The organism is Bacillus pfraonensis (assembly GCF_050768835.1).
Taxonomy (GTDB): Bacteria; Bacillota; Bacilli; order Bacillales; family Bacillaceae_G; genus Bacillus_A; species Bacillus_A pfraonensis.
The window spans coordinates 1-24,316 of record NZ_JAHCDO010000002.1; the positions used below are offsets into that span (position 1 = coordinate 1).

The 24,316-nt window shown below is 34.8% G+C and carries 25 protein-coding genes, 1 pseudogene and 1 other annotated feature; of the genes and pseudogenes, 13 read left to right on the forward strand and 13 right to left on the reverse strand.

The window, feature by feature from the left end; all coding sequences use genetic code 11:
- The 5 genes and pseudogenes from KFD70_RS01195 to KFD70_RS01215 all read left to right on the forward strand — a co-directional run.
- Positions 1 to 182 (forward strand): annotated as a pseudogene (locus tag KFD70_RS01195) (PspA/IM30 family protein); the annotation flags it as partial.
- 107 nt (positions 183 to 289) lie between these two features.
- Entirely contained in the window at positions 290 to 1,030 is a 741-nt protein-coding gene (liaF, locus tag KFD70_RS01200) for a cell wall-active antibiotics response protein LiaF (RefSeq protein WP_336451717.1), read from the forward strand.
- Positions 1,030 to 2,091, forward strand: a complete 1,062-nt coding sequence (locus tag KFD70_RS01205) for a sensor histidine kinase (protein WP_336451718.1) — start codon at positions 1,030 to 1,032, stop codon at positions 2,089 to 2,091. Before liaF ends, KFD70_RS01205 begins: the two co-directional genes overlap by 1 nt.
- Positions 2,084 to 2,716, forward strand: coding sequence for a response regulator (locus KFD70_RS01210; protein WP_336451719.1), 633 nt, complete (start codon positions 2,084 to 2,086; stop codon positions 2,714 to 2,716). Before KFD70_RS01205 ends, KFD70_RS01210 begins: the two co-directional genes overlap by 8 nt.
- A gap of 116 nt (positions 2,717 to 2,832) precedes the next feature.
- Positions 2,833 to 3,096: a DUF3992 domain-containing protein gene (locus KFD70_RS01215; protein WP_336451720.1), complete on the forward strand. Its 264-nt coding sequence runs from the start codon at positions 2,833 to 2,835 to the stop codon at positions 3,094 to 3,096.
- A 30-nt stretch (positions 3,097 to 3,126) separates the two neighbouring features.
- Here KFD70_RS01215 and brnQ3 read toward each other — a convergent pair whose 3' ends face one another.
- Together brnQ3 and KFD70_RS01225 are read right to left on the reverse strand one after the other, a co-directional pair.
- Positions 3,127 to 4,482, reverse strand: a complete 1,356-nt coding sequence (brnQ3, locus tag KFD70_RS01220; protein ID WP_336451721.1) for a branched-chain amino acid transport system II carrier protein BrnQ3 — start codon at positions 4,480 to 4,482, stop codon at positions 3,127 to 3,129.
- Positions 4,483 to 4,540: 58 nt separating this feature from the next.
- Positions 4,541 to 4,799 (reverse strand) — a binding site (T-box leader).
- A 43-nt stretch (positions 4,800 to 4,842) separates the two neighbouring features.
- Positions 4,843 to 5,121: a hypothetical protein gene (locus KFD70_RS01225; protein ID WP_336451722.1), complete on the reverse strand. Its 279-nt coding sequence runs from the start codon at positions 5,119 to 5,121 to the stop codon at positions 4,843 to 4,845.
- A 520-nt stretch (positions 5,122 to 5,641) separates the two neighbouring features.
- Between KFD70_RS01225 and KFD70_RS01230 the strand changes: the two genes are divergently transcribed.
- On the forward strand, positions 5,642 to 5,851 hold the full coding sequence (locus tag KFD70_RS01230) for a hypothetical protein (RefSeq protein ID WP_098339222.1): 210 nt from the start codon (positions 5,642 to 5,644) through the stop codon (positions 5,849 to 5,851).
- Positions 5,852 to 5,867: 16 nt separating this feature from the next.
- Here the strand turns inward: KFD70_RS01230 and KFD70_RS01235 are convergent, their stop codons facing one another.
- The gene (locus KFD70_RS01235) at positions 5,868 to 6,659 is read right to left on the reverse strand and encodes a class I SAM-dependent methyltransferase (protein ID WP_336451723.1); all 792 of its coding nucleotides are present in this window, start codon (positions 6,657 to 6,659) and stop codon (positions 5,868 to 5,870) included.
- A 111-nt stretch (positions 6,660 to 6,770) separates the two neighbouring features.
- Here KFD70_RS01235 and KFD70_RS01240 point away from each other — a divergent pair, with 111 nt between their 5' ends.
- The gene (locus tag KFD70_RS01240) at positions 6,771 to 7,622 is read left to right on the forward strand and encodes a YhfM domain-containing protein (protein ID WP_336451724.1); all 852 of its coding nucleotides are present in this window, start codon (positions 6,771 to 6,773) and stop codon (positions 7,620 to 7,622) included.
- 53 nt (positions 7,623 to 7,675) lie between these two features.
- On the opposite strand, the gene KFD70_RS01245 is transcribed toward KFD70_RS01240, so the two are convergent.
- Positions 7,676 to 7,873, reverse strand: a complete 198-nt coding sequence (locus KFD70_RS01245; protein ID WP_336451725.1) for a hypothetical protein — start codon at positions 7,871 to 7,873, stop codon at positions 7,676 to 7,678.
- A 116-nt stretch (positions 7,874 to 7,989) separates the two neighbouring features.
- Here KFD70_RS01245 and KFD70_RS01250 point away from each other — a divergent pair, with 116 nt between their 5' ends.
- The 3 genes from KFD70_RS01250 (at position 7,990) to hmpA (ending at position 11,165) form a co-directional block, all read left to right on the forward strand.
- A complete protein-coding gene (locus KFD70_RS01250; protein WP_336451726.1) occupies positions 7,990 to 9,087 on the forward strand; it encodes a site-2 protease family protein in 1,098 nt (365 codons plus the stop codon).
- Positions 9,088 to 9,210: 123 nt separating this feature from the next.
- Positions 9,211 to 9,726, forward strand: a complete 516-nt coding sequence (locus KFD70_RS01255; RefSeq protein ID WP_336451727.1) for a hypothetical protein — start codon at positions 9,211 to 9,213, stop codon at positions 9,724 to 9,726.
- A 230-nt stretch (positions 9,727 to 9,956) separates the two neighbouring features.
- Positions 9,957 to 11,165, forward strand: a complete 1,209-nt coding sequence (gene hmpA / locus KFD70_RS01260; protein WP_336451728.1) for an NO-inducible flavohemoprotein — start codon at positions 9,957 to 9,959, stop codon at positions 11,163 to 11,165.
- A 20-nt stretch (positions 11,166 to 11,185) separates the two neighbouring features.
- On the opposite strand, the gene KFD70_RS01265 is transcribed toward hmpA, so the two are convergent.
- Positions 11,186 to 11,698 (reverse strand): Crp/Fnr family transcriptional regulator, encoded by a 513-nt coding sequence (locus tag KFD70_RS01265; RefSeq protein ID WP_336451729.1) that lies wholly within the window; start codon positions 11,696 to 11,698, stop codon positions 11,186 to 11,188.
- 182 nt (positions 11,699 to 11,880) lie between these two features.
- Here KFD70_RS01265 and KFD70_RS01270 point away from each other — a divergent pair, with 182 nt between their 5' ends.
- Positions 11,881 to 12,105: a hypothetical protein gene (locus KFD70_RS01270; protein WP_336451730.1), complete on the forward strand. Its 225-nt coding sequence runs from the start codon at positions 11,881 to 11,883 to the stop codon at positions 12,103 to 12,105.
- A gap of 290 nt (positions 12,106 to 12,395) precedes the next feature.
- Here KFD70_RS01270 and KFD70_RS01275 read toward each other — a convergent pair whose 3' ends face one another.
- The 3 genes from KFD70_RS01275 to KFD70_RS01285 all read right to left on the reverse strand — a co-directional run bounded on the left by KFD70_RS01275 (position 12,396) and on the right by KFD70_RS01285 (position 14,944).
- Positions 12,396 to 13,196: a sulfite exporter TauE/SafE family protein gene (locus KFD70_RS01275; RefSeq protein WP_336451731.1), complete on the reverse strand. Its 801-nt coding sequence runs from the start codon at positions 13,194 to 13,196 to the stop codon at positions 12,396 to 12,398.
- Between the two features lie 117 nt (positions 13,197 to 13,313).
- On the reverse strand, positions 13,314 to 14,312 hold the full coding sequence (locus KFD70_RS01280; RefSeq protein ID WP_336451732.1) for an inorganic phosphate transporter: 999 nt from the start codon (positions 14,310 to 14,312) through the stop codon (positions 13,314 to 13,316).
- Positions 14,313 to 14,323: 11 nt separating this feature from the next.
- A complete protein-coding gene (locus KFD70_RS01285; RefSeq protein ID WP_000231447.1) occupies positions 14,324 to 14,944 on the reverse strand; it encodes a DUF47 domain-containing protein in 621 nt (206 codons plus the stop codon).
- A 311-nt stretch (positions 14,945 to 15,255) separates the two neighbouring features.
- Here KFD70_RS01285 and KFD70_RS01290 point away from each other — a divergent pair, with 311 nt between their 5' ends.
- Complete coding sequence (locus KFD70_RS01290) at positions 15,256 to 17,295, forward strand: transglycosylase domain-containing protein (protein WP_336451733.1); 2,040 nt, start codon at positions 15,256 to 15,258, stop codon at positions 17,293 to 17,295.
- Between the two features lie 100 nt (positions 17,296 to 17,395).
- Here the strand turns inward: KFD70_RS01290 and KFD70_RS01295 are convergent, their stop codons facing one another.
- Positions 17,396 to 17,827, reverse strand: coding sequence for a hypothetical protein (locus KFD70_RS01295; protein WP_336451734.1), 432 nt, complete (start codon positions 17,825 to 17,827; stop codon positions 17,396 to 17,398).
- 902 nt (positions 17,828 to 18,729) lie between these two features.
- On the reverse strand, positions 18,730 to 19,983 hold the full coding sequence (locus KFD70_RS01300; RefSeq protein WP_336451735.1) for an ATP-binding protein: 1,254 nt from the start codon (positions 19,981 to 19,983) through the stop codon (positions 18,730 to 18,732).
- A gap of 157 nt (positions 19,984 to 20,140) precedes the next feature.
- Between KFD70_RS01300 and KFD70_RS01305 the strand changes: the two genes are divergently transcribed.
- The gene (locus tag KFD70_RS01305) at positions 20,141 to 20,986 is read left to right on the forward strand and encodes a DUF72 domain-containing protein (RefSeq protein ID WP_336451736.1); all 846 of its coding nucleotides are present in this window, start codon (positions 20,141 to 20,143) and stop codon (positions 20,984 to 20,986) included.
- Between the two features lie 448 nt (positions 20,987 to 21,434).
- Here KFD70_RS01305 and KFD70_RS01310 read toward each other — a convergent pair whose 3' ends face one another.
- From KFD70_RS01310 to KFD70_RS01320, 3 genes are all read right to left on the reverse strand, one after another.
- On the reverse strand, positions 21,435 to 21,629 hold the full coding sequence (locus tag KFD70_RS01310; RefSeq protein WP_336451737.1) for a DUF3924 family protein: 195 nt from the start codon (positions 21,627 to 21,629) through the stop codon (positions 21,435 to 21,437).
- A gap of 122 nt (positions 21,630 to 21,751) precedes the next feature.
- Entirely contained in the window at positions 21,752 to 22,282 is a 531-nt protein-coding gene (locus KFD70_RS01315) for a tyrosine-type recombinase/integrase (protein ID WP_018764243.1), read from the reverse strand.
- Between the two features lie 107 nt (positions 22,283 to 22,389).
- A complete protein-coding gene (locus tag KFD70_RS01320) occupies positions 22,390 to 24,204 on the reverse strand; it encodes a sensor histidine kinase (RefSeq protein ID WP_336451738.1) in 1,815 nt (604 codons plus the stop codon).
- Between the last annotated feature and the right edge of the window lie 112 nt (positions 24,205 to 24,316).

Consider the following 24,316-nt stretch of genomic DNA (forward strand, 5'->3'; position numbering starts at 1 on the left):
ATAAAATGGATGAGAATAATCCGTTCTTGCGTTTTGAAGAAATTGAAGATCACATTCGTGATTTAGAGCTTCGCATGAATGAAGATCATGAGCGTGATACATTTGATATGAAAATTGCAAAACTTGAGCGTGAAATGAAAGAAAAAAATGAAGTATCTTTAGACAAAGAAGTAATAAAATAATTGTAGTATATTATAAAACGAGCTTATGATATAGTGATAGAAGAAAAGGTGTTGGCAGGCAATACCTTTTTCTTCTATTTATATGTAACAAGAAGGGGGGAGCTGAAATGAAGAAACAATTTTCAAAATCACAACTAGTGGGGATGCTCCTCATCATATTTGGATTTGGTCTTTTTCTTGATATGGTTCTCGGGCATTTTGAACCAGGGGCTCTTATTTTTGCGTTTATTATGATTATGTTCGGAAGGCACTATCGAAAAAAGAATCGTTATGTGAGAGGGAATGTATTTTTATTTGTCGGGGGGATTGTTTTTTTATTCTTCCTGTTTTCATCAGCGGCCTTCGTACTCGTTGTATTTGCTTGCTTAGCTTTCATTGGTTATCAGCTTATTCAAGGACAGCAGAAGCCCAAAGCGATACAAGTAGAAATTAAGGAAAAAGGATATATAGATGAAGAAAAGCAAATCTATCGCACAGAACCATACCTTAAAAATATAATGGTTGGTAACATAAGAATGATGGATCATATTTATGAGTTAGAAGATATTAATGTCCAGTATGGAGTCGGTGATGTTGAAATCGATTTGACGACGGCAATGATTCCAGAAGGGGAAACGGTCATTGTTATTCGTGGCGTTATTGGTAACATTCGTTTGTATGTTCCATATGATATTGAACTATCTTTAAACCATTCTGTCATCATGGGGAGAGTTTTGCTTCCGGGTCATGAAGAAACAGGTTTTAATCGAAATGTTACGTTTAAGACAGAACAGTATAAAGAAGCTCCTCGACGTATTAAAATTATTTCTTCGCTTGTCGTAGGCGATACGGAAGTGAGGAAAGTATAATGAAAAAGCAAGGAAATATTTCATGGATGTATATTCGTTATTCTATGTTATCTTCTGTTAGTATTGCACTTATTTGTACAGTTGTATATGTATGGAAAAGCGGGCAAGGTGTATATGATTTATTATGGAAAGAATCCATTGCTTCTGTTCCAATTGGCTTGTTAATTATCAGTACAAGTCTTCTTATGGGTGGAATTGTAGGGTATGCGATTGGTTATTATATGCAGCAGCGTATTCAAGGCTTGAATACTTTCTTGTTTGAAGTAGAGCGTGGGAATTTCCCAAAGGATGTTTCGTTTACTGCAGAAGATGAATTTCATGAAGTAGAGCGAAAAGTAATTGCGCTTGCTCGAAGATTAGAGGAACAGGCTGGGCTATTTCAAAAAGTAACGAATGAACGAGCTCATTGGAATGAAGAAATGAGACAAGAAGCGATTTCACAAGAAAGGCATCGACTAGCAAGGGAACTGCATGATTCAGTGAGTCAGCAGCTTTTTGCAATGTCTATGATGATGTCAGCGATTAATGAACAGGTAGATCATATGCCAGAAACAACGAAAAAGCAATTGCAACTTGTGGAAAATATGGTTGTAAATGCGCAATCGGAAATGAGAGCATTACTTTTGCATTTACGTCCTGTACAATTAGAAGGTAAAAAATTAACAGAAGGCATAGAAGAACTGTTAACAGAACTTTCTAGAAAACAACATATGAAAATAGAATGGTTGATTGAACCGATTCAATTAAAAAAAGGTGTGGAAGATCATTTATTCCGTATTGTACAAGAGGCGTTGTCTAATACATTACGACATGCAAAAGCAAAGAAAACAGAAGTACGTCTTCGCCAAATTGACCAATATGCTATTTTAAAGATAATTGATGATGGTGTTGGATTTGAAGTAGGTGTTAATAAGGCAGGGTCATATGGCTTAAGATCTATTCAAGAACGTGTTCATGAAATTGGAGGAACATTAAAAGTACTTAGTTTTCCGAATAAAGGCACGCAAATTGAAGTAAAAGTGCCAATTATGATAGAGAGAGGGGAGGAACATCATGATTAAAGTATTGCTTGTTGATGATCATGAAATGGTTCGGATGGGTGTATCCGCCTATTTATCGACTCAACCGGATATTGAAGTGGTTGGAGAAGCCGAAAATGGAAGAAAAGGTTCAGAATTAGCATTAGCACTAAAGCCAGATATTATTTTAATGGACCTTGTTATGGATGAAATGGATGGTGTTGAGGCAACGCGTGCTATTATTCAAAAATGGCCAGAAGCAAAAATTGTAGTCGTGACAAGCTTTTTAGACGATGAAAAGCTGTATCCTGTCATCGAAGCTGGGGCAACAAGTTATTTATTAAAAACATCAAGAGCAAGTGATATTGCTGATGCAGTGAGGGCGACTTATGATGGGGAAACGGTGCTAGAGCCGAAAGTTACTGGGAAAATGATGTCTCGTATGCGCCAAAAGAAAGAACAACCGCTTCATGAAGATTTAACGGAACGAGAGTCTGAAATTTTATTATTAATTGCAGAGGGAAAAAGTAATCAAGAAATTGCAGATGAACTATTTATTGCACTAAAAACTGTGAAGACACATGTAAGTAATATATTAAATAAATTGAATGTAAGTGATCGTACGCAGGCGGTTATTTATGCGTTTAGACACCAATTAACGAAATAAGATGGAACTTCCACTGGAGATGACTTGTTTCATTAGTGGAAGTTTTCTTTATTGACGCATTTATTTGAAAGCGTTATCATTTAGTTAGAAACACTACATACAAAGGGGGAGAGTGTATGTTAGTTCAAACAATATTTGAAAAGAGTAAAAAAGAAAAGTTAGAGAATTACGTGAATGCATTGCAAGCACTTCAGGAGCAATATGATATTGAAACAGATTGTATAGCAATCATTGAAGCGACAGAAGAATATTATTTATTTTTAGTAAAACAAATAGAATGTTATGATGTTGTAAAAGTAGAAACAGTTGATACGAACCTTGAGTATTATACAAAAGCATATAAAGTAAGTAGTTTTAATCATAATTCTTATCAAGTATAAAAAAACTCCCTTAAATGGGAGTTTTTTACATTAGGATACTTTAGGTTTAGAAGGGGTTTCCATTAATGGTACTGGTTTTGTACCTTTTAACTTAGCGACTACAAGACCGATGATTGCACCAGCTAGTGCAGGTAAGACCCAACCGATTCCTTCGTTATAGAATGGAATAAATTCAAAGTAAGAAGTAATGAATGTCACTGGCATATTCCCTTGTTTTAATCCATCAAATATACTTACGACTGCAGCTCCAATTAAAGAGCCAACATAAACAGAACGATAACCACCGAAGTACTTATGAAGTAGTGATAATAGCACGAGCACGATAGCGATTGGATATACCACTAGTAAGATCGGTACAGAGATTGCAATGATTTTTGTTAAGCCTAGGTTTGCTACTAGAAGTCCTAATGCACAAATGGTGCCTGCTAGATTTTTGTATGAAAATTTTGTAAATAAAGTTGAGAAATATTGGCTACATGCAGATACAAGTCCAACGCATGTTGTTAAACAAGCAAGTGTAACGATGAGTGCTAATAAGGAAAGTCCATATGGACCAAATAATTGTTGAACGATAACTGTAAGTAATTGTCCGCCATTTTTTGCATACCCAAGTGAAACACTCGTTACACCTAGCCATCCAAGTGCTCCGTATACAAGAACGAGCCCTGTAGCTGCAATTAGCCCTGCTTTTGTCGTTGCGATTGCAACTGCCTTGCGATCTTTTACACCTTTTGAGCGGATTGCATTCACGACGATAATTCCAAATGCAAGAGCCGAAATTGTATCCATTGTTAAATATCCTTCCATAAATCCTTTGAAAATTGGAGAAGTTTGATACTCTTGCATTGCTGGACCGGATTGTCCTAGTGGTGTAAAGACACTTTTTACAAATAATACGAAAATAGAAAATAATAAAATAGGTGTTAACACATTTCCAATGCGATCCACTAGTTTAGAAGGGTTTAAGCTGAGCCAATATACAATGGCAAAGAAAATGATTGTATAAATCAATAATGTGAATCCGCTAGCACGAACTTCTTCTGGTAAAAAAGAACTAACACCCATTTCGTAAGCGACGTTAGCGACACGCGGAATTCCCATCGACGGACCAATGGCAATATAGACAACAACTGTAAAGAAGATTCCGAACATTGGATGGGCATGACTTGCAAGCTGCTGCATTCCATTTCCTGAAAGAGAGATGGCAATAACAGTTAATAGAGGTAGACCAACCCCTGTTAGTAAAAAGCCAAGCATTGCTGACCAAAAGTGCTCACCAGCATTTTGTCCAAGCATTGGAGGGAAAATTAAATTACCTGCTCCAAAAAATAAAGAAAATAGCATAAGACCTGTGGAAAAAACATGTTTTTTTGATACAGTGTTCATTGTTTTCCTCCTTTTTATAAAAATTCATTTGTAAGAACACAAAAAACTCGCCCCTTAATAAAGGGACGAGTTATATTTACCCGCGATACCACCCTAGTTCATACATGTAGAAATACATCTATATGCATGCGGCTTTACAACGTACAACATGATACGTGTTCCTTGTAACGGGGGACGACCGGTAAGAACTTACTACATCGTTCGGTTCTACTTCTCGGAGATGATTTTCGGTTACGCACTGAACATTGGCTTTCAGCAAAATACCAACTCTCTGGGGAACAGCTTTATAACGTACTCGTTCTCGTCAATGAATTTTGTTCAAGTATTCTGAAAGTATTTTCACATGTTTTTTTAATAAAGTCAATAGATTTTTTGAATAAAATTTTGAGGAAATGTATCTATATGAGAAATAGAGCGAATATAATTGGCAAAAGCTTCTTGATCTGTCGGATATTCAGTACGATTTCTTCCTGTTTTAAAAGTTGTAAATTTATCTCTCCCATTTGCTAAATCAGCTAAAGCTCCGTTTGTGTTACCGCCTGTTGTATTACCACCAAGGTGGGCAAGAATAACAAATGCATGAATACCTTTCTTTTGTAGTTGATGTACATAGGAGTTAATGGAAGAAGCTTCATCCAAAAAGAGAATAGAGCGAAAAAAATCAGTTTGATAAGAAAAGGGAGCAATAGAAAATAGTTCATATTAACACCCCTCTATTAAACTTATTTTAGGGTGTAGATTTTACTGGTTGATCGCGTGTTTCTCGTGCGCCGATGGGGAGCAAATATGTAAATTAAAAAACGACATGAAACCATTCTTTTCTTGCCCCGTACGAAGTGAAAAAAGGAGAAAATGAGTATGGTTTTTTTGTTTTTTTCATAGCAGCGATTTATGTGCCAGCAAATCAAAACGGATTTATATAAAATGCTTAAAAATTTAGATGGGAGCTGGAGAAAACCTGCATTGCTGAAGTTTCACTTTATTGTATGAGGAGTGGGAGGGAATCTTTTATAAAAAGTACGTAAAAGTATAGAGGAAATGTAAATTTTTTTGATAAATATGACAATTTGAAGCGGAAAGGCAGGAATCTTTTTTATCAATAGAGAATAATACTACAATCCACTTGCTGGAAAGAACAAACCAAGAAGAGGTGACGGAAATGCTTGCGATGGGTGTATTGTTTGGAATTATAGTAATTTGTGGTTTCATATGGTTATATTATTCGCGTTCGTTTAAACAAGCAGAGGTGTTACTCTTTCAAAAAGGAAGTTTGTTGACAAGTCAATCTAGATATTTAGTATGTTCCAAATGTGGAAGTGCACAGGCCAGAAGTGGAGGATATCAAGAGTGTTGCAAAATTAGGTTATGAAAGAAGCCTCACAAAATTATGTGGGGCTTTCTTCAGATTTTGTGGCACTCCAAATGGTCCAGCGATCTTGTTCGATAATTGGAGCTATGTTGTGTAGCTCAGTATGAATATGATGTAGAAGCTGAGAAAGTTCATTATCCGTTAATTCGTATAAAATAGATCGACCTGTTCGTGGTGATAAATCTTGTAGCAATGCTTCAATAGAATCATGGATTTTTCGAACTTCCCATATTGTTTGAAGGGGAAGTGGATGCATACCGTTTTGTGCTATTAATTGCTGTATATGCGTTGCTTTCGGTCTTCGTTTTTCCTCTATTTGAATGAGCTTAGGATAGACGGAGAAAAAATATCCACGAATATGTTCTGGACTTCCAGGAATTGTACAATCTTCGATGGTGCGATCTTGAAGAATAAGTATTCCATTTTTCTTTAAGATACGTGAGGCCTCTTGCAAAAATTTCGGGATGTCTTGTAAATGATGGATAACAGCACGAGAAATGACAACATCAAAAGTTTCATTAGTAAATGGCATATGGTGGGCATCACCGTGAATGAATGAGATATTTTGGATGGAAGTGCAATTTTCTGCTGCTGCTTGCAACATCTTTTCGGAAAAATCGAAGCCAACGACATTGTTAGCTCCCATAAGAGCCAGTTCTTTCGTATAAATACCACCACCGCAGCCAATATCAATTATGTTTTTACCACTTATATCAATAATATTTCGAATCATTTCACACCAAGAAAAATCTGCTTTTCGTGTAGCGTAGGTGTACTTATTGTTCGCGTCATGAAAATTAATGGACATATGAAAACCTCCCTTCGTTTTTAGTATAACTCATTTCATCATACATAACGTTTTTGTTTCATTTTGGGTAACAATAAGTTTTTCTTATTGTGCTAGATAGGAGGATTCGGAGTGAGCAGAAAATGTTTGGTAATGATATTTATTTTTTTATTAGTATCGTGTAGCCAAGTTGAACAAAAAAAGGAGAAAAAACAAGTAGAAGAGACGGTGAATTCTATGCAGGAAAGTATACAAGTAACAATTATGCAGAAAGGAAAGGTCGAAAAGGTTTTCAAACAAGAGGAAGCGAAGAGGATAGTGAATATTCTGGATAATGCTGAAAAACAACAAATAACAGGGAGTTTTGGAGAGCCAGAGTACGAAATTCAAATTGAGAACAACGGAAAGAAGAAAACATATCGTGCATGGTTAAGAGGAGAAGATCGGAAAGGTTGGTTACAAGATGAAAAAGGTACGTATATGCTTACAAAATCTGATACAGAACAACTTTTATCTATACTCCCACTTGTTCCTAAATCAACAAGTGATGATACAAAAGTGAATGTATTAACAGAAGTGACAAAAAAGGATTTGCAAATTACCGCTTTTCATATTAAAACAAATGAAAAGAACATAAATTATACAGTATTTTATACGATTTCGGATTCTTTATATAAAATATTAGAAAAAGAAAGAGAGTACTATTTTCAGTTGATTTTTCCTACTAAAATACAACAAGTGATTGGAAAGAAAACAAGTGAAATAATGAAAGGTGAGAAAGTGAAAGAGGGGTATAAACAATATGAAGTGAATATTGTTGTACCAATAGAGAATGCATCAGCTTCTCAAATAAAAGCATTAGAAACTTACTATGATAATTATGATTTACAAGTATTGAATCATAAAAAAGAAAAAGTAGGTGCATTTCAAAATATTATTCAAATTGTAAAAGATTATGGTGAAAAAATGAATTTACAAAGATAGCGAAACTCTTTCCTAGGAAATGATAATAGAGTGAACCGAAAAGGTTCACTCTATTATTTTGTTTTTGTAGATGGCTCATTTAGTGATTTTCGCGTAATAAGATAGGAAATCATAAGAGCAGAAAGAATAATAAGAATAATAAATAGATGCTTTGGTAACAAATCGAATAGTAAGGCATAGCCAACGGTATAAAAGATTAATGACGAAGCCAAAAAGGAAAGGGTGCTAATCATAAAGGATTGTAATGTCATTTCTTTTCTACCTCCTTTCGTTATTAGTTTTGGCTAAAATTGGATGAAATAAACGTGATTTCCAATAAAAGAAAAAAATATGGCATAATAGAGAAAAAAAGATGAAGGAGAGAGGTATGAAAAATAATACAAAAGGATTATGGGGAATTGTAGCGGCCGTGGGCATATTTTTGCTTTCTAAGTTGAAATGGGTATTTGCGATTTTTAAACTCGCAAAATTTTCAACCGTATTTAGTATGCTATTATCACTTGGGGCATATGCGGCTATATATGGATGGAAATTTGGTGTAGCACTGATTTATCTGCTTTTTGTTCATGAAATGGGGCATTTGTGGGCAGCGAAACGAAAAGGTATACCTACGTCTCCAGCAATCTTTATTCCGTTTATGGGTGCTCTTATTGGAATGAAAGAGATGCCAAAAAACGCAAAGGATGAGGCTTACCTTGCTTATATGGGCCCTCTTTTTGGTTTGTTATCATTTTTACCAGCAATTCCGCTCTATATGATAACAAAGGAACCATTTTGGGCTCTTGTTATTTTACTTGGAAGTATGTTGAACTTTTTTAACTTGATTCCAGTTTCTCCGCTAGACGGGGGACGAATTATTTCTGTTGTAAGTACAAAAATTTGGATGTTAGGTCTCGCTGTATTACTTGGATATTCTATTTTCTTTAAGAGTATCATGGGTGGGTTCATCTTTATAATTGGTTGTATGGAGCTCTATCGGGTGATGAAGCGAAATAAACCAATTGAAGAATTGGGATATAAAGTAGATGTGATGAGAGTTTATCTTGCGAAACTTCAAGAAGAACAAGAGGAAACAGAAGCTGTTCATCGAACGCTCTATATGATCCATCATGAAATGAAGCTGTTAAAGCAAAAAGAAAAAGAGAAGCAACTAGAAGTAGAAGAGCGTCAAAAGATTGAAGTGTTGGAGTACGTACTACCAAAGTTTGAACCGCTTGACTATGTACCATATGAAGATGAAAAAGAAGAATATTTCATTCGGATAAGAGAAGCTTTAGAAGTCTCAGAAAGAAAAATGAACGAATGGGAAAAAGAAAAGAAACAACAAGAAGATTATTATAAAGTAGATGCTAAAACAAGGTGGACGGTGTTTGCTTGTTATATTGGTTTACTTGCGATACTCGGTTACACTGCTTATGAAGGATATTCAGTTTTACAAGAATATTTGCCGCAGCGAAATGTGTAGAAAAACAGTGTCGAAATGGTCCGAAGAATTTATACAGGAATTTTTCTTCTACAAGAGAATGTTACAAATATAACGGCATATAGAAATAGATGTAACATTCATAGTAGAAAAGGAGCTTGGTACATGAAGAGAGTGTGGGCGATACTTGGAATTGTGATTGTGATGGGCATTACAAGCTATAGTTTAATGAGAGTATTGTTACATTATGCAAGTAAACCTGTTGGAATATCTGCACTGCCGCAAGTAGAAGATGTAGAAGAAAAGAAAAAAGTATTGCAATTCATCCGCACGACACACGAAGATTATAACAACCTCTTAAATTATGGAAAAGCTGAGAGATATACAGAAGGGGATTGGAACCATCTCGTGCAGTGGTTTCAAAAACAAGAACCGTCTTTAAAAGATATACATAGGGAAATAAAAGATGAAAAGATAAAGCGAGATGTAAGGAGAAGCTATGAGATATTGAAAAAGGGCATAGAAGTTCGGAAGATTGAATATGTAGTGTATGCTCATCGTGTTTACCACGACTTGGATATTTTAGTAAATAAATATACGGGTGAAACAAATATATGGGGGTATACAGAGTTTGGAAATGGAAAAGATGTAAAAGTGATTGAACAAATTTTGCAAACTTAGTAATAAGCTAGCTAAGATATTGGTTAGCTTATTTTCTTTTGGGAAAGATAGGAAAGTATATAAGGTGAGCATTAAATCAGTGTCTCACTAGTGTACGTAATGAAGGTCAAATTTAAATCGTTCATACATTTTTCACAAAAACACCATGTTTATAGTGATTAAAATCACAACCTTCCATTTTGGCTTCGTTTACAATAACAATATACAAGGAAATAGAGGAGTGGGATATAATGTTAAGTGAAAAAACAATTGAAATTGTAAAATCAACAGTACCATTACTACAAGAAAAAGGTGTTGAAATTACAACTCGATTTTATCAAATTATGTTCTCAGAACATCCTGAGTTATTAAATATTTTTAACCATACAAATCAGAAAATAGGAAGACAGCAACAGGCATTAGCAAGTGCAGTGTATGCCGCAGCAACGTATATTGATAATTTAGAAACTATTATTCCTGTTGTAAAACAAATTGGTCATAAACATAGAAGTTTAGGAATTAAAGCAGAACACTATCCAATTGTCGGAAAATGTTTACTACAAGCAATTAAAGAAGTTGCAGAAGCACCACAAGAAGTGTTAGATGCTTGGGGAGAAGCGTATGGTGTAATTGCGGATGCGTTTATTAGCATCGAAGCAGAAATGTATGAAGAAGCGGCAAAAAAAGAAGGCGGTTGGAAAGATTTCCGTAACTTTGTCGTTGTGAAGAAAGATAAAGAAAGCGATGTGATTACATCGTTCTATTTAAAACCAGAAGATGGAGAGGAGTTATCTTCATTCTTACCAGGTCAGTATGTAACGGTTCAAATAAATATAAACGGTGAAACGTATACACATAATCGTCAATATAGTTTATCGGACGCTCCTGGAAAAGGCTACTATCGTATTAGTGTGAAACGGGAGACAGCTGCAGAGACACCGGATGGAAAGGTATCTAATTATTTACACGATTATGTTCGAGAGGGAGATATATTGCCACTAAGTGCACCAGCAGGGGACTTTGTGTTAAATATGGATTCAAACTTACCAATTGTATTAATCAGTGGTGGCGTTGGTATCACGCCAATGATGAGCATGTTAAATACATTGGTTAAGCAAACTTCAAATCGTAAGGTATACTTTATTCATGCAGCATTAAATAGCAACGTGCATGCGATGAAAGAGCACGTGCAGCAGATAGAGAAAGATTATGAACAAGTAGAAGTATACACTTGTTACTCTTCACCAACAGAACAAGATTTACAAGCGAAAAACTTTGATAAAGAAGGTTTTGTTGATTTAGATTGGTTACAATCAATTATTCCTACAAATGAAGCGGACTTTTATTTCTGCGGTCCGGTACCATTTATGAAGCATATTAATAAGACTTTAGTAGAATGGGAAGTTTCGCCTGAACACATTCATTATGAATTTTTCGGACCGGCAGCAAGCTTAGCATAAGGTAAATAAAAAACGAGGTGTTAGTTCGCCTCGTTTTTTATTTGTTCTCGTAACAAGCGATTTACTGTTTCACGGCGTACGCCGATAAGTTGTCCAATTTCTGTTTGTGTTAAGATCTCATAGATAGGAATTCCATTTAAATACAGTGAGAACCACTCTTGCAAACGATGGAGACGTTCTTTTGGAGAAACAGTTGTTAATTGATCGATTCGCTGTTGCATCATGCGTAATTTTGTTTGCAGCTGCAGAGCGACATTCGCATATAACTCTGGATTCGCTTGTAATTTTTCGTACCATGTAGTTCCTATAATAGGTTCGACCTCTGTTTTAATTAAAGCAATTGCTGTACCATGATACTCTTTCGGTGAAATTAAAGAGTGGTGAGGGATTGTCTCACCAGGAACGATAATGTTAAATAAAAATGGTGTTCCATCTTCCTGTAATCGAACGACTTTTAATAGACCCGTTTTAATAAAGTATAAAGGTCCATCTTCACCTTGACGAAATAATATATCCCCTTTATGTAGAATCAATGTTAGCACCTCGTTTACGTGTTCCTATTTGTTCATTTTACTGATATATGTGTGTATACATATTAAAAGAAGAAAAGCCTACAAAACAGCAATTATATTGACGAAATGTATGCTATTACAGTAGTATACTATTTAGTGTGTAATAGTGCTAGCAATGAATACGCTGTAGGGGGTTTAGTATATTGTTAGATGCGAAGATGACTGATATGAGGATTCCAGCTAATGCCATCATACATGTAGAAGAGATGAAGGGTGGAGTCGTTCTATCAGTTGAAATAGACGGTCAAATTATCTATACAATGGCTTATGATGAAGAAACGGATAGCTACGCTGAATTGTATGATAGAAATGATAAGCGAGCACGTCAAGTACATGAAGATTTTATGGGGTGGTCACTCCTTCATTAGAAAGATGTCAATATGACATCTTTTTTTGTTGAATCGATAGATTATACGAATTCATGTAATAAATGGATGAGATTTGTAATAATTGCTTTTGCATTGTTAGCACTTTGTAACGGCAGAATGTCTCTTTTTTCGCTATTATAGGGATAACAGTCACAGCTATAGGAGTGATCAGCTTGAATAAATTATATATCTCCAACTTAATGTTGTTATGTGTGTGCGCAGTATTATGTGTCGTGTTAGGAACATTTTTATATTCTTGCGTATAAAAAACGCATTCTAAAAAGAACGCGTTATAGAAATGAAGTAATAATTAATCTAGTTCCAAGAATGATTAATGTAATACGTAATAAATTAATAATTGCATTACCGCTTAATTTTGTATTAATGAAAGCTCCAATTTTCCCGCCAATCCAAGCGCCTGGAATAAGAATTAATGCATAAATCCAGCTAACATTTCCAAGAGAAATATGAGTCAAAGAACTTACAATTGCTGATAAAAAGACAATAAACATGGAAGTTGCAACAGCAATTTGCGCAGGGAATGCAAAAAGAAGCATCATTGCTGGAACGAGCAAGGCTCCGCCACCAATTCCAAATAATCCAGATATGAACCCAACTACAAATGCGATAATAATTGAAAGAAACGGTGGAAATTGATAATGAACAGTATTACCTTCAGCATCTGTGAAAGAACGCTTAATAACAGTTGTATTTGAGAGGGAAAGAGGTTTCAATTTATCGCGCAACAAGAGAAGAATTGAGACAAAAATAAGGAAAATTCCAAAGTATAAAGAGAAAGAATCTTGATTCAAAAATTTGTTTGCCCACGATCCAATAATACCCCCAGGACCGCTCCCTATAAATAAAATAAGTCCACTTTTATAATCTACTCGCTTATGTTTCAGATAAGTAAGAGTAGAGGAGAGACCGGTGAAAACGACGGTCACCATTGATGTTCCAACTGCGAGTTGTGGTGATAAACTATGCAGTCCAATCAGTAAAGGTACAATGATAATCCCCCCGCCAAGTCCTACTAGGCTTCCGACTGTTCCTGCGATTAATCCAATAAAAAGTAACATGATGTATTCCAAAATTGCCAACTCCTCTGTATAACTAGTACAACATTTATTATACACACTTTTTCTAGAGAAATAGGATTGTTCACAAAAAAGTCGTCTTCCTAGAAAAATAAGGAAGACGACTTTTAATTAGAAAATTAAATGTAATAGGTAATAGAATAAAGCAGCCAAAGAAGCTGAAATTGGAAGTGTAATTACCCATGTAATTAACATGCGCTTTGCAGTTCCCCATTTTACACCTTTTACACGATGTGAAGCACCTACCCCTAAAATAGAAGAAGAGATAACGTGCGTTGTACTAACCGGTAAGTGAATGAATGTTGCCCCGAAAATTACAAGAGATGATGATAAATCAGCTGCTACTCCGTTTACAGGGCGAATTTTCATAATTTGTCCACCAACAGTCTTAATAATTTTCCATCCACCGACAGAAGTACCAAGCCCCATTGCGATTGCACAAGATAATTGTACCCAGAACGGGATATCGCTAGAAGTATGATAGTTATTTGCCATAAGAGCCATCGTAATGATTCCCATTGCTTTTTGTGCATCATTCGTACCATGTGTATAAGCTTGTAATGCTGCAGTGAAAACCTGGAATATACGGAAGTTTTTGTTCGTTTTCGTTAAGTTAAAGTTTTTAAAGACTACTTTAAAAATACTGTATACGATATAACCAATAACAAAAGCGACGATTGGTGAAATGATTAAAGCTTCAAGGATTTTTATGAACCCTTTAAAATTTAACGAGCTAAAACCAGCAGCAGCAATTGCTGCACCTGCGATTGAACCAATGATTGCATGCGAAGAACTACTTGGAATACCATAGTACCAAGTAATCAAATTCCAAGCTATTGCCGCAAGCAAAGCAGCTAAAATTACAAGAGAACCATTTGGTAAGGAAAATGGGTCAACGATATCTTTTGTAATCGTTTTTGCTACACCTGTAAATGTCATTGCACCTAAAAAGTTCATAATAGCTGCCATAATAATTGCATGTCTAGGCTTTAGAGCTTTCGTCGAAACAGCTGTTGCAATCGCGTTTGCTGTATCGTGAAATCCGTTAATAAAGTCAAAAGCTAAAGCGCAAATGACTACTAAAACAGTCAGTATCAAGAGTGTATCCATGATCAAACTCCTTACGCGTTCTTCATAATAATTGTTTCTAATACGTTTGCAACGCTTTGACAGCTATCAGCTACTTCTTCTAGCTCTTCATAAATCTCTTTGAATTGAATGATCTTAATTGGATCTTTTTCACGAGAGAATAAGTGCTTAATGGCATGGCGACGGATATCATCACACTGTGATTCGTAATCCTTAATTTTAATTGCATTTGTGCGAATGTCTACTAATTTCTTATTCGACATAAGTTCAACGGAATTTGCAATCTCAATCGCACATTGATTGATTGCTTCCACAAATTTAATCATGTATTCATCTGCCTCTGTAATAGAATACATTTCGAATAAACCTGCACTGTGATCTAATCCGTCTAGTACATCATCCATGCTCATTGCAAGTTGCAGGATGTCTTCACGTTCGATAGGAGTAATAAACGCTTTGTTTAGCTCCATAATGATTTCGTGAATAAATGAGTCACCTTTTGACTCATATTCTTTCATGCGCATAGAAAATTCTTTTAAATCGCTAGCATTTTTAATTTTATACTCCACGAAAAATTGCGCGCCTTCTTTTAAATTTTCGGAAACATTCATTAACATTTCAGAAAATTTATCTTTTTTAGATTTAAAGACCATTATTGTTACCCCCACAAAAGTAATATATGTAAAATATATTGGCTAGTCAATTCTAACAAAAAACTGTCGTTTTTTAAAACATTTTATCGAAAAGTTTACAAAAACTTAACATAACTCACGTTGATGTATTAATAATATTAATAATCAATAATGAATATCTTACTTGTAGAATGTCCTTTTCTTGTAAAAAGTATGAATGTGAAAGAAATACTTTACACTTGGCGAACTACTACGTTATTATAATAAATTTAAAAGGAGGGAGTTTCTTCCTTTTTCTAACGAAAGTGTAAACAAATGAAGGAAGTGAATAAATGAAATTGAACAACACTCATTTCAAGAAAATGCTTGAGTGGTTCAACAGGAGGAAGAAACTGCGCAATACATTATACGTTTTTGGTGGTTTTTTCGTTGCTCTATTTATTGTAGTAAATATAATAATCTCCATTCAAGACATATCCGCATTAAAACAGGCTGTTCCGCAGCCAACACTTATTTATGATGCAAATAAAGAAGTGGCAGCAAAGCTATCTTCTTCCAAGGCGGAAGGAGTTAAAAGAAAAGATATTCCTGATATTATGGTTCAAGCGATTGTAGCAGTAGAGGATAAGAAATTTTTTAATCACCATGGTATATACTATAGCGGGATTATGAGTGCAATATTAAAGAATATTACGGCTGGGGAAGTGGTGGCTGGTGGGAGTACAATTACACAACAGCTTGCCAAAAATGTATTTTTAACGCAAGAACGGACATTCTCACGCAAATTTAAAGAGTATTTTCTTACAAAAAAAATAGAACGTACGTATACCAAAGATGAAATTATTGAAATGTATATGAATCAAATTTATTTTGGTGAAGGAGCTTGGGGTGTAAAAAAAGCGGCTAAATCATATTTCGATAAAGAAGTAAAGGATTTAACAATAGCAGAAGCTGCGACGATAGCAGGATTAATTAAGGCTCCATCAACCTATTCACCATATAAAAATTTTAATAAATCCATTGAAAGGCGTAATGTTGTTTTAGCATTAATGAAAGAACAAGGATATATTACAGAAAATCAATACAAGAAAGAAAAAGAAACAGGCCTTGCATTACGCCGAGGTGTTGATGATAAATACAAAGGAAAATATCCACAGTATGTTGATTATATTGTCCGAGAGGCAATGGAGAAATATGAATTGACACAAAATGAAATTTTAGCCGGCGGATATCGTATTTATACAGAACTTGATCCTCAAAAGCAACAAGCGGTAGAAGATGTTGTGAATAATGATAAATATTTCCAAGGTGGTAATGCAGATCAGCTTATGCAAACAGGAATTGTGTTGATGGATCCGAAAACGGGTGGTGTACCCGCACTTGTCGGCGGGAGGGGGACGTATCAATTTCTACAATTTAATCATGCGACGCAGTTAAAAAGACAACCAGGTTCAACATTAAAACCTCTTGCAGTTTATGTACCCGCATTAGAGCAAGGTTACGAAGTGTATGATGTTTTAAAAGATGAACCACTTAATATAAAGGATTATACCCCTCAAAATAGTGACCATACTTTTCATGGAGATGTTACCATGTATGAAGCAGTTGCAAGGTCTTATAATGTCTCAGCTGTTTGGCTGTTAGAACAAATTGGATTAGAAAAAGGTTTGAAGTCATTAGAGCGTTTCGGTATTCCCTTGCAGGAGGAAGACCGCACTCTCCCTATTGCTCTAGGAGGAATGCATAATGGAACTTCTCCATTTGTAATGGCTCAGGCTTATGCAACATTGGCAAATGATGGAGTACAAATTGAAGGACATGCAATTCGTGAAATACAGAATGCTGAGGGAGAAATTGTAGGGAAATGGTATAAAAAAGAAACCCGTGTAACGAGTGAGAAGGTTGCTCAAAAAATGACGTATTTATTAAAAGGCGTTGTTGAAAAAGGAACGGGCGAAAAAGCAAAGGTGAAAAATATTGATACTGCTGGTAAAACAGGAACTACTCAGCTTGTAGATGGTCCAAGCAGTGGAGCGAAAGACTCATGGTTTGTTGGCTATACTCCGGATCTTGTTGGCGCAATTTGGGTCGGATATGATAAAACCGATAGTGAACATTATGTTTCAGGTGGTAGTCAAATTACAACGACAATGTTTCGAGATATTATGAAAAAGGCTGCCGGAAATTCCGCTCAAAAAGCATTTCAGTTGTCACTAATCTCAGAGGCTGACTATTCAAAACAATTAAAGACAATTGAAGAAGAAAAAAGAAGAAAAGAAGAAGAGAAAAAGCGTCAAGAAGAAGAAAAACTGAGAAGAGAACAACAAAAAGAGTGGATTGATAAAGTGAAAGAGTGGATTCCATTTTTGTAAAAATAAAAAGCGGCGAATGATTATGAGGCCACTGAAAAACATACGTTTTTCAGTGGCCTCGATTTTTTATGAACTGAAAGTTTTTTCAACAGGTGTAGTATTATTCATTGAGACGAACGGTTGCCTTGGAATGAGATTGTGAATTGTAAATAATCGAAATTGTTCCTTTACTGAGTGGCTCATAAGGTAGGTCCTCTTCATATCGTCCAGTATTTTTATTGTGAATAGATAATATGATTTCATCGATTTTCTGGTTTTTATATTGTTCTTTAATCTTTTTTGCAATCCGGTCCAGATCATGATGAGAAGAAGCTTCTGTAATCATCATCCCTTTGATAACTCTTTTTTCTTGAGATGAAGATAATTGGGGTACTGTATTTGGTGTTGCATATAGCAGTTTATATGGTGCTATACTACTGTTCTCTGCTGCTTTTGATGTAGAAGTGTATTCTAAAGTTAAAAAGAGTCCTGAACATAAAATGATGCATGACATAAGGGCGATCCAAAAGCGAATTGGCAATAAGACTTTCATTTTCATCCCTCTTTCATATCATTGTCTTCATTATCTATCATACAAAATAAGCATTAAGCTAGAGTAAATTTGAAGTAAAGAAAAGTAAAGAAGGAGATTAAGTATTTCACATATAGACAGATTGAAAAAACGAGATAAAACCTTTCCTTTTAGGTAGGAGAGAGTATCTGTCCATGCATAGAAGCGGTAGCCTCATGCCGTATGAAACCAAAAGGAGAAAACGAGTAGGAATCTCTTTTTATTTTCATAGCCATGACTTATATGTCGGAAAAACAAAATGAATATATATAGAATGGATAGTCGCTAGTTATTTCTTACTGTGTATACTGAGTTTGGAATAGAGGAAGAGACATTGTTTAAGCGTGTGCTTACAGCTAGAGTGGTTATATTGATATGTTGAAATAAAGTGAAACCTTAATCAGTGGGGGTTTTCCTCATCCCCCACTGATTATTAGCCCTCACCAATCGGGCCTTTACGGGCAGTTTATCTCCCACCTAACTTCTTTAGAAAAGCGGAAGCGGCTCACTCAGAATCGCAGGACGTTGGAACCCCCGACAGAGAGGCGCTTTTTGCCTCGTCCGAGGGGGCGAAACGACCGGAGATTCTAGCCGCTAGAGCTGGACTTTGCTCCCACCGAATTTTGAGGTGGGAGTATTACTGCCCGTTAGTGCGGGATAAATGAAAGAGTTGAAGAGACAGTGAGCCCTAATGAAGTTTTATAGTATTTCCTATGAAAGAGGAAAGGGAATTATAATACATGTTGGTTAGGGGACAAAATAGTGAAGAACTTGGGTCCTGTGCTGGAAGTTAATGAATCGTATATTTTGAATGTATTCACTTAATTATATCAGTGGGGCTTCATCCCCACTGATGGAAGTTTCTCTTTACTTTTAGGAAAAAACTATAAGCTCGGTATTTTTTTTGTTAACGGAATTGAGATGATAAAAGTTGTGCCATTTTCATTACTAGAAACTTTTAAAGTTCCATTGTGATTTTGAATGATTTTTTTTGTTACGCATAATCCGAGTCCAGTTCCTGCATCTTTTGTAGAGAAGAATGGATCAAAGATATATTCTTGAATCGCTGGAGGGATACCGGTTCCGTTATCTTGGAAAGTAATGCGAGCAAAATTATCTAAGCGATGACTAGCGATTCGAATGGAAAAAGGTTTATCACTTTTTGCATCCACAGCATTTTGAAATAAGTTTAGGAAAACTTGAACGAGCTCATGTCGATCAATATTCACTAATATGTCTTCTAAATCGGAGGATAAATTATATTCAATAGAAATGTTATGCAAAAATACTTCACTAGCTAGTAGTTGTTGGATATATTCACGTAAAAAAGTATTGATGGGAAAGGGCTCTCTTTTAAATTCGTGTGCTTTGGAAATAGATAAAAATTTAGTGATGATACTATTTGCACGATCTAATTCAGGAATGAGCAAATTTTGAAAAAGTTCTTTATTAGAAGGTGAGACACCTTCTTGTAAAAATTGCAAATAACCGCGTACTGTTGTAAGTGGATTACGAACTTCATGTGCAATTCCAGCTGCAATTCGACCAGCTAATGCGAGTTTTTCAGCATCGCGCTCGGTATTTAAATAATGAAAGACGCTAATCACACGGAAAATATCTCCATTATAATCACAAATAATGCGATTGTTACAAATACCGTAGTTCACGTCTAATACTTCTTCGTTGTAAATTTCTTGTCCGCTTCGTAATGTTTCTAAAGCTTTAATTTTTTCTTCTGGTAAGTTTAATAATTGTTGGATGGGTTTACCTATTATATCATTGCGTACTACGCCAAAATCATCTGCTGCAGATTGATTGCATAATGTAATGATACCTTTATTTTCAATGAAAGTGACATGGTGCGAAAATGCATCAAAAATATGGACAAAGTGCTTTTCAAGTTGTTCAAATAGAAATAAGGAATCACAATTTAGTACAAAGTTTGATTCTATATCTTCTTTTGGTATGTGAGTAATGGAATGAGAATTCCCTTTTTTATGTAATTGTAAACCTAGTTGTGAGTTTTCATATGTAAAATGATGTGGTAATTGATTCACCAACTGCTCATAAAACTGTACTTTTTTTTCTAATTCTTTTATTTGCTTTTCATGAGATAAAGTAGTATCCTCTTGAATCATAAATAACTCCTCAATTTAAAAATTCTTCCATCTAGTATATCATATTTTATAAAGATGCTCTTGAAGAAAATTGAAACTTTGTTCCGTAGGCTCAAGCGTTTGTTATCTTTAATTAGGTGTGTGCTGATTAATAGAAATAGGATAAGGAGGGGTAAGAGTGATTTCTATTGGATTAACAGGATGGGGAGATCACGATTCTTTATATACAGATTCATATGAAAATAGAAATAAGTTGCGAACATATAGTGAGTATTTTCCTATTGTTGAAGTCGATAGTTCGTTTTATGCTATGCAACCAGTTCGAAATTATATGAAATGGGCTGGGGAAACGCCAAAAGATTTTTCGTTTGTTGTTAAAGCGTATCAAGGGATGACGGGACATATGCAAGGAGAGATTCCATTTTCAAATGTCGATGAGATGTTTGAAACATTTAAACAATCGATTGTTCCCCTGCAAGAAGCACATAAATTAAAGACGATATTATTTCAATATCCACCTTGGTTTGATTGTCAAAAGAAAAATGTAGACTTACTTCGTTATACAAAAGAAAAAATGGAAGGATTACCATGTGCCATAGAATTCCGAAATCAAACGTGGTTTCATCCTAATATGCATGATAAAACATTACAATTTTTAGAACAGGAAGAGTGGATTCATACGATTTGTGATGAACCACAAGCTGGAATTGGTTCTGTTCCACTAGTATTAGAAGCAACGCATTCAGAAACGGCACTGATTCGATTTCATGGGCGCAATATTCATGGGTGGCTTGATAAAGGAGAAAATTGGCGAGCAGTTCGTTGTTTATATCGCTATAACAAAATAGAGCTTGAAGAATGGGTGGAACGATTAGGGAGATTGCAGAAGAAGACGAAGAACATATATGTTTTATTTAACAATAATTCAGGTGGAGATGCTGCGGATAATGCCAAGCAACTTATGCAAATGATGAATATTACATATGGAGAACCAAAGCCGGAACAGCTCAATTTATTTGAATAAATATAAAGTGAAACTTTAAATCAGTAGGGGATTCTTCATTGATTATTAGCCCACACCAATTAAGTTTTTACAGACAGTAATAAAATAAAAAGAAAAACACTGTACAAACAGGGGGAATGTACAGTGTTTTTCTATATGAAAAAGAGGGGTAACAATGTTACTGAGCGTTTGGTTGATTCATCAATTGTTGGCTTCATAATAAATGATAATGGTTATCATTATCATTGTCAATAGTTTTTCAGAAATAAAATAAAAAAATATTTTATCCTGCATTAATGGGTACTAAGACCTCAGCTTAAGATTCAGAGAGAAACAAGGAAGATAGGTAGGGGCAGTTCAATTTGTATACGTAAATAAAAATAAGAGTCTAGGTAAAAAGTGGGAAAGTTAGGAGGATATATAATGGATTATGTACGCAGCAAGGGAAGAAATTGAAAAAGAACAGCTACTAACGCTGTTCTTTTTCAATTACATATTGTTGTAGATCAAATGGAGTTATTTCTTGAATAAACTCTCTTGAGATAAGAGATTGAACGAGTGTGCTTTCTGAAATTGTAGTACCTGTTTTCTTTTGATAGGCTTGTTTTAACAATCCAAGTTTTTCTGCAGTTTCTTTTGGTAATTCAATTGTGAATGTGTTCATAATTTCTCCCCCTTATTACTAGAGTACCACTACAAAATAGGAGAAACAAGAATATGAAATATAAAAAAGGTTACCAAGTTTAAAGTTGGTAACCTTTTTTATGTATAAGAATGTATATTCTTTTATGCAATACCGATATACTTTAAAGTTTTTGATGGGGTGCTATGGTCAAAGAAGTGTTGTAAAAATGCAATGTCAACACCAGATTTGTATGCACAATATCCCCAAGTTTTGCGAAGTGTATGTGAGCTAATCCCTTCTAAACCAACTTCTTTTGCAGCTTTGTTTAAAATATACCATGCATGCTGTCTTGTAATGGATTTTGTTCCTTTTTGCGATTTCAATAAAGGTTCATTTCGTTTCCACGTTTTACGTTCTCTCATATAATCTTCGATTGCATGCTGTAAGTCTTCGTTTACAGCAAACCATTTATGTTTTTTTACTTTTTCATTGTAAAATAAAATGGAGTGACGAACATTTTCATTTTCATCGATAACATCACCGACTTTTAATTGTAAAATCTCACTTACTTTTAGACCAGAATTTACAGCTAATACGAATAGTAAGCCATCACGTTTCGAAGATTGTAAAAGTATATTTTTGATTTTTTCTAATTGTTTTTCGTTTTGAATAGGTTGTCCTGCTTGTTTCATTTCACGCACTCTCCTCTTTTGTATGTGTAAAGGAAAGGATTAACTTGTCTATTACTATAAAGGGAGAGTGTGAATTTCATGTGAACTCCTCGTGAAATTAAGACAAATTATTTGACTTCTTTTACTTTTTGTAAATCGAAATAAAAGACGACACTATTATCTGTATTATAAACACCATATTCGGCATGATGAAGTTCTAAAATGTTTTTTACAATAGATAGACCAAGTCCAGTTCCACCAGTATGACGGCTACGGGAAGCGTCTAGACGATAGAAGCGATCCCATATTTTTTGCAAACTTTCGTCTGGAATTGGATTACCAGTGTTCTCAATTTCTACTTTTACCTTTTGTTCATTTTCGATGACGCGAATACGAATCGCTTTGCCGTCAGGTGTATAGCGAATTGCGTTGCTGAGTAAATTTACAACAACTTGCTCAATGCGGTTGCGATTTGCCTTAACATATATAGAAGGATTTGCATCGATTTCTACTTGTAATTGTTTTTCTTCCATACTAAATAATAGCTTCGTATACACTTGTTGAACAAGTTCACCGATTGAAAAAGAATTCATTTCTAGTTTATACGTGCCAGATTCTAGTTTTGCTAATTCTAACATTTCGACGATGAGTCGATTCATGTTTTCGGTTTCCTCTAAAATAACATCTGTATAGTAAGTAGTATCTTTGCTGACACCATCTTTAATCCCCTCTGCAAAGCTTCTAATCACACTCAGCGGTGTTTTTAATTCATGGGATACGCCAGAAATAAATTCCTTTCTCGTTTTTTCTAATTGGCGTTCTCGTTCGATATCTTGTTGTAATTTTGTATTTGCAACATTTAATCGATCTATCCGATCTTTTAAGTTTACTGATAATGTATTAATGCTACTAGATAAACCGCCAATCTCATCATCTGCTGAAACTGGTAATTTTTCAGTGAAATCAAAATTAGCCATTTTTTTTGTAACACGATTCATTTTAATAAGCGGTTTAACAATGATTTTTGAATAATAAAAGGATAACAAAATAATAACAAGAAATACGATAATTAAAGCATAAACGTAATAATCTTTTAAAACGAGCATTGCTTCATTAACAGGCTGTAAGGAGGTCATTGCGAAAGCAAATTCTTTAATCTCTCCTTTTTCAATAACTGGCTGCACAAAAATTTGACTTTTGACTTCATCGTCCCCACCTATTGTATAAGTAGTCAATTTGTTTGAATTTGTTTTACCGAGTATAACAGACAGTTCCCAATGTTGAACGCCTTGTAAAGTTTCCAAGTTATTCGCAAGGCGAATGTCATTTTTTGATGGTAGGTGTATTTTAGATACAGTACCTTGAAATTTATGAATGCCAAGTTTTGCGTCTTTTGTATACCTGTTTCTTTTTAAAGCGCCCCAATCGATATCAAATAATTTAAAGTCAGAAATGATATTATCATTTTGCCATGAATTATAGCGATTTGTTAGTGTAACAGGAATAATCACGTTTTTCTTTAAAATACCTTCTATGAGGAGGACATCATTCACCTTTAACTGTAGGTTCATAAATTTCGTGTATTCATCGTTTGTTAAAATGTTGTTGAGTGGAATTGAATATGTTTTATTTGATTCATCTACAATTTCAATATAGTAATTATTTTCATCTTTTATAATTCCATATGGATCTAATAAAACAACGTCAGCGTTTGTTTTTTCATGAAATTCTTGTTTGAGTTTTCTTATTTCCTCAAATGTTTTATCACTTTTTTCATAACTTGATAAAAACTTTTCAAAAGCAGTTTGAACGGTTTGAACCTTCTTATTAATATAAAATTTTTCTAAAAACAACGATTGTCCTACGAAAAAAAGGAGGAAGGTCACCGTAAATAATGTTGATGTTAATAAAAATAGTTTAAAGACAATACTTCTTTTTTTCACTTCTTCACCTCACAACAGAGTGCTCGCATAAATATTTTCTTTATTATAACAAACGATAAAAGACAGTAGGGACTAAAAATCTGTCTCTATATGGAGCGGTTTTTTATAAAAA

Coding starts and splice junctions, on each gene's coding strand:
- KFD70_RS01230 (WP_098339222.1), top strand. CDS start 5,642: ATGCTTGCGATGGGTGTATTGTTTGGAATTATAGTAATTTGTGGTTTC.
- KFD70_RS01245 (WP_336451725.1), bottom strand. CDS start 7,873: ATGACATTACAATCCTTTATGATTAGCACCCTTTCCTTTTTGGCTTCG.
- KFD70_RS01315 (WP_018764243.1), bottom strand. CDS start 22,282: ATGAAACAAGCAGGACAACCTATTCAAAACGAAAAACAATTAGAAAAA.
- KFD70_RS01295 (WP_336451734.1), bottom strand. CDS start 17,827: ATGAAAGTCTTATTGCCAATTCGCTTTTGGATCGCCCTTATGTCATGC.
- KFD70_RS01250 (WP_336451726.1), top strand. CDS start 7,990: ATGAAAAATAATACAAAAGGATTATGGGGAATTGTAGCGGCCGTGGGC.
- KFD70_RS01205 (WP_336451718.1), top strand. CDS start 1,030: ATGAAAAAGCAAGGAAATATTTCATGGATGTATATTCGTTATTCTATG.
- KFD70_RS01300 (WP_336451735.1), bottom strand. CDS start 19,983: ATGATTCAAGAGGATACTACTTTATCTCATGAAAAGCAAATAAAAGAA.
- KFD70_RS01235 (WP_336451723.1), bottom strand. CDS start 6,659: ATGTCCATTAATTTTCATGACGCGAACAATAAGTACACCTACGCTACA.
- KFD70_RS01280 (WP_336451732.1), bottom strand. CDS start 14,312: ATGGATACACTCTTGATACTGACTGTTTTAGTAGTCATTTGCGCTTTA.
- hmpA (WP_336451728.1), top strand. CDS start 9,957: ATGTTAAGTGAAAAAACAATTGAAATTGTAAAATCAACAGTACCATTA.
- KFD70_RS01290 (WP_336451733.1), top strand. CDS start 15,256: ATGAAATTGAACAACACTCATTTCAAGAAAATGCTTGAGTGGTTCAAC.
- liaF (WP_336451717.1), top strand. CDS start 290: ATGAAGAAACAATTTTCAAAATCACAACTAGTGGGGATGCTCCTCATC.
- brnQ3 (WP_336451721.1), bottom strand. CDS start 4,482: ATGAACACTGTATCAAAAAAACATGTTTTTTCCACAGGTCTTATGCTA.
- KFD70_RS01210 (WP_336451719.1), top strand. CDS start 2,084: ATGATTAAAGTATTGCTTGTTGATGATCATGAAATGGTTCGGATGGGT.
- KFD70_RS01215 (WP_336451720.1), top strand. CDS start 2,833: ATGTTAGTTCAAACAATATTTGAAAAGAGTAAAAAAGAAAAGTTAGAG.
- KFD70_RS01255 (WP_336451727.1), top strand. CDS start 9,211: ATGAAGAGAGTGTGGGCGATACTTGGAATTGTGATTGTGATGGGCATT.
- KFD70_RS01285 (WP_000231447.1), bottom strand. CDS start 14,944: ATGGTCTTTAAATCTAAAAAAGATAAATTTTCTGAAATGTTAATGAAT.
- KFD70_RS01310 (WP_336451737.1), bottom strand. CDS start 21,629: ATGAACACATTCACAATTGAATTACCAAAAGAAACTGCAGAAAAACTT.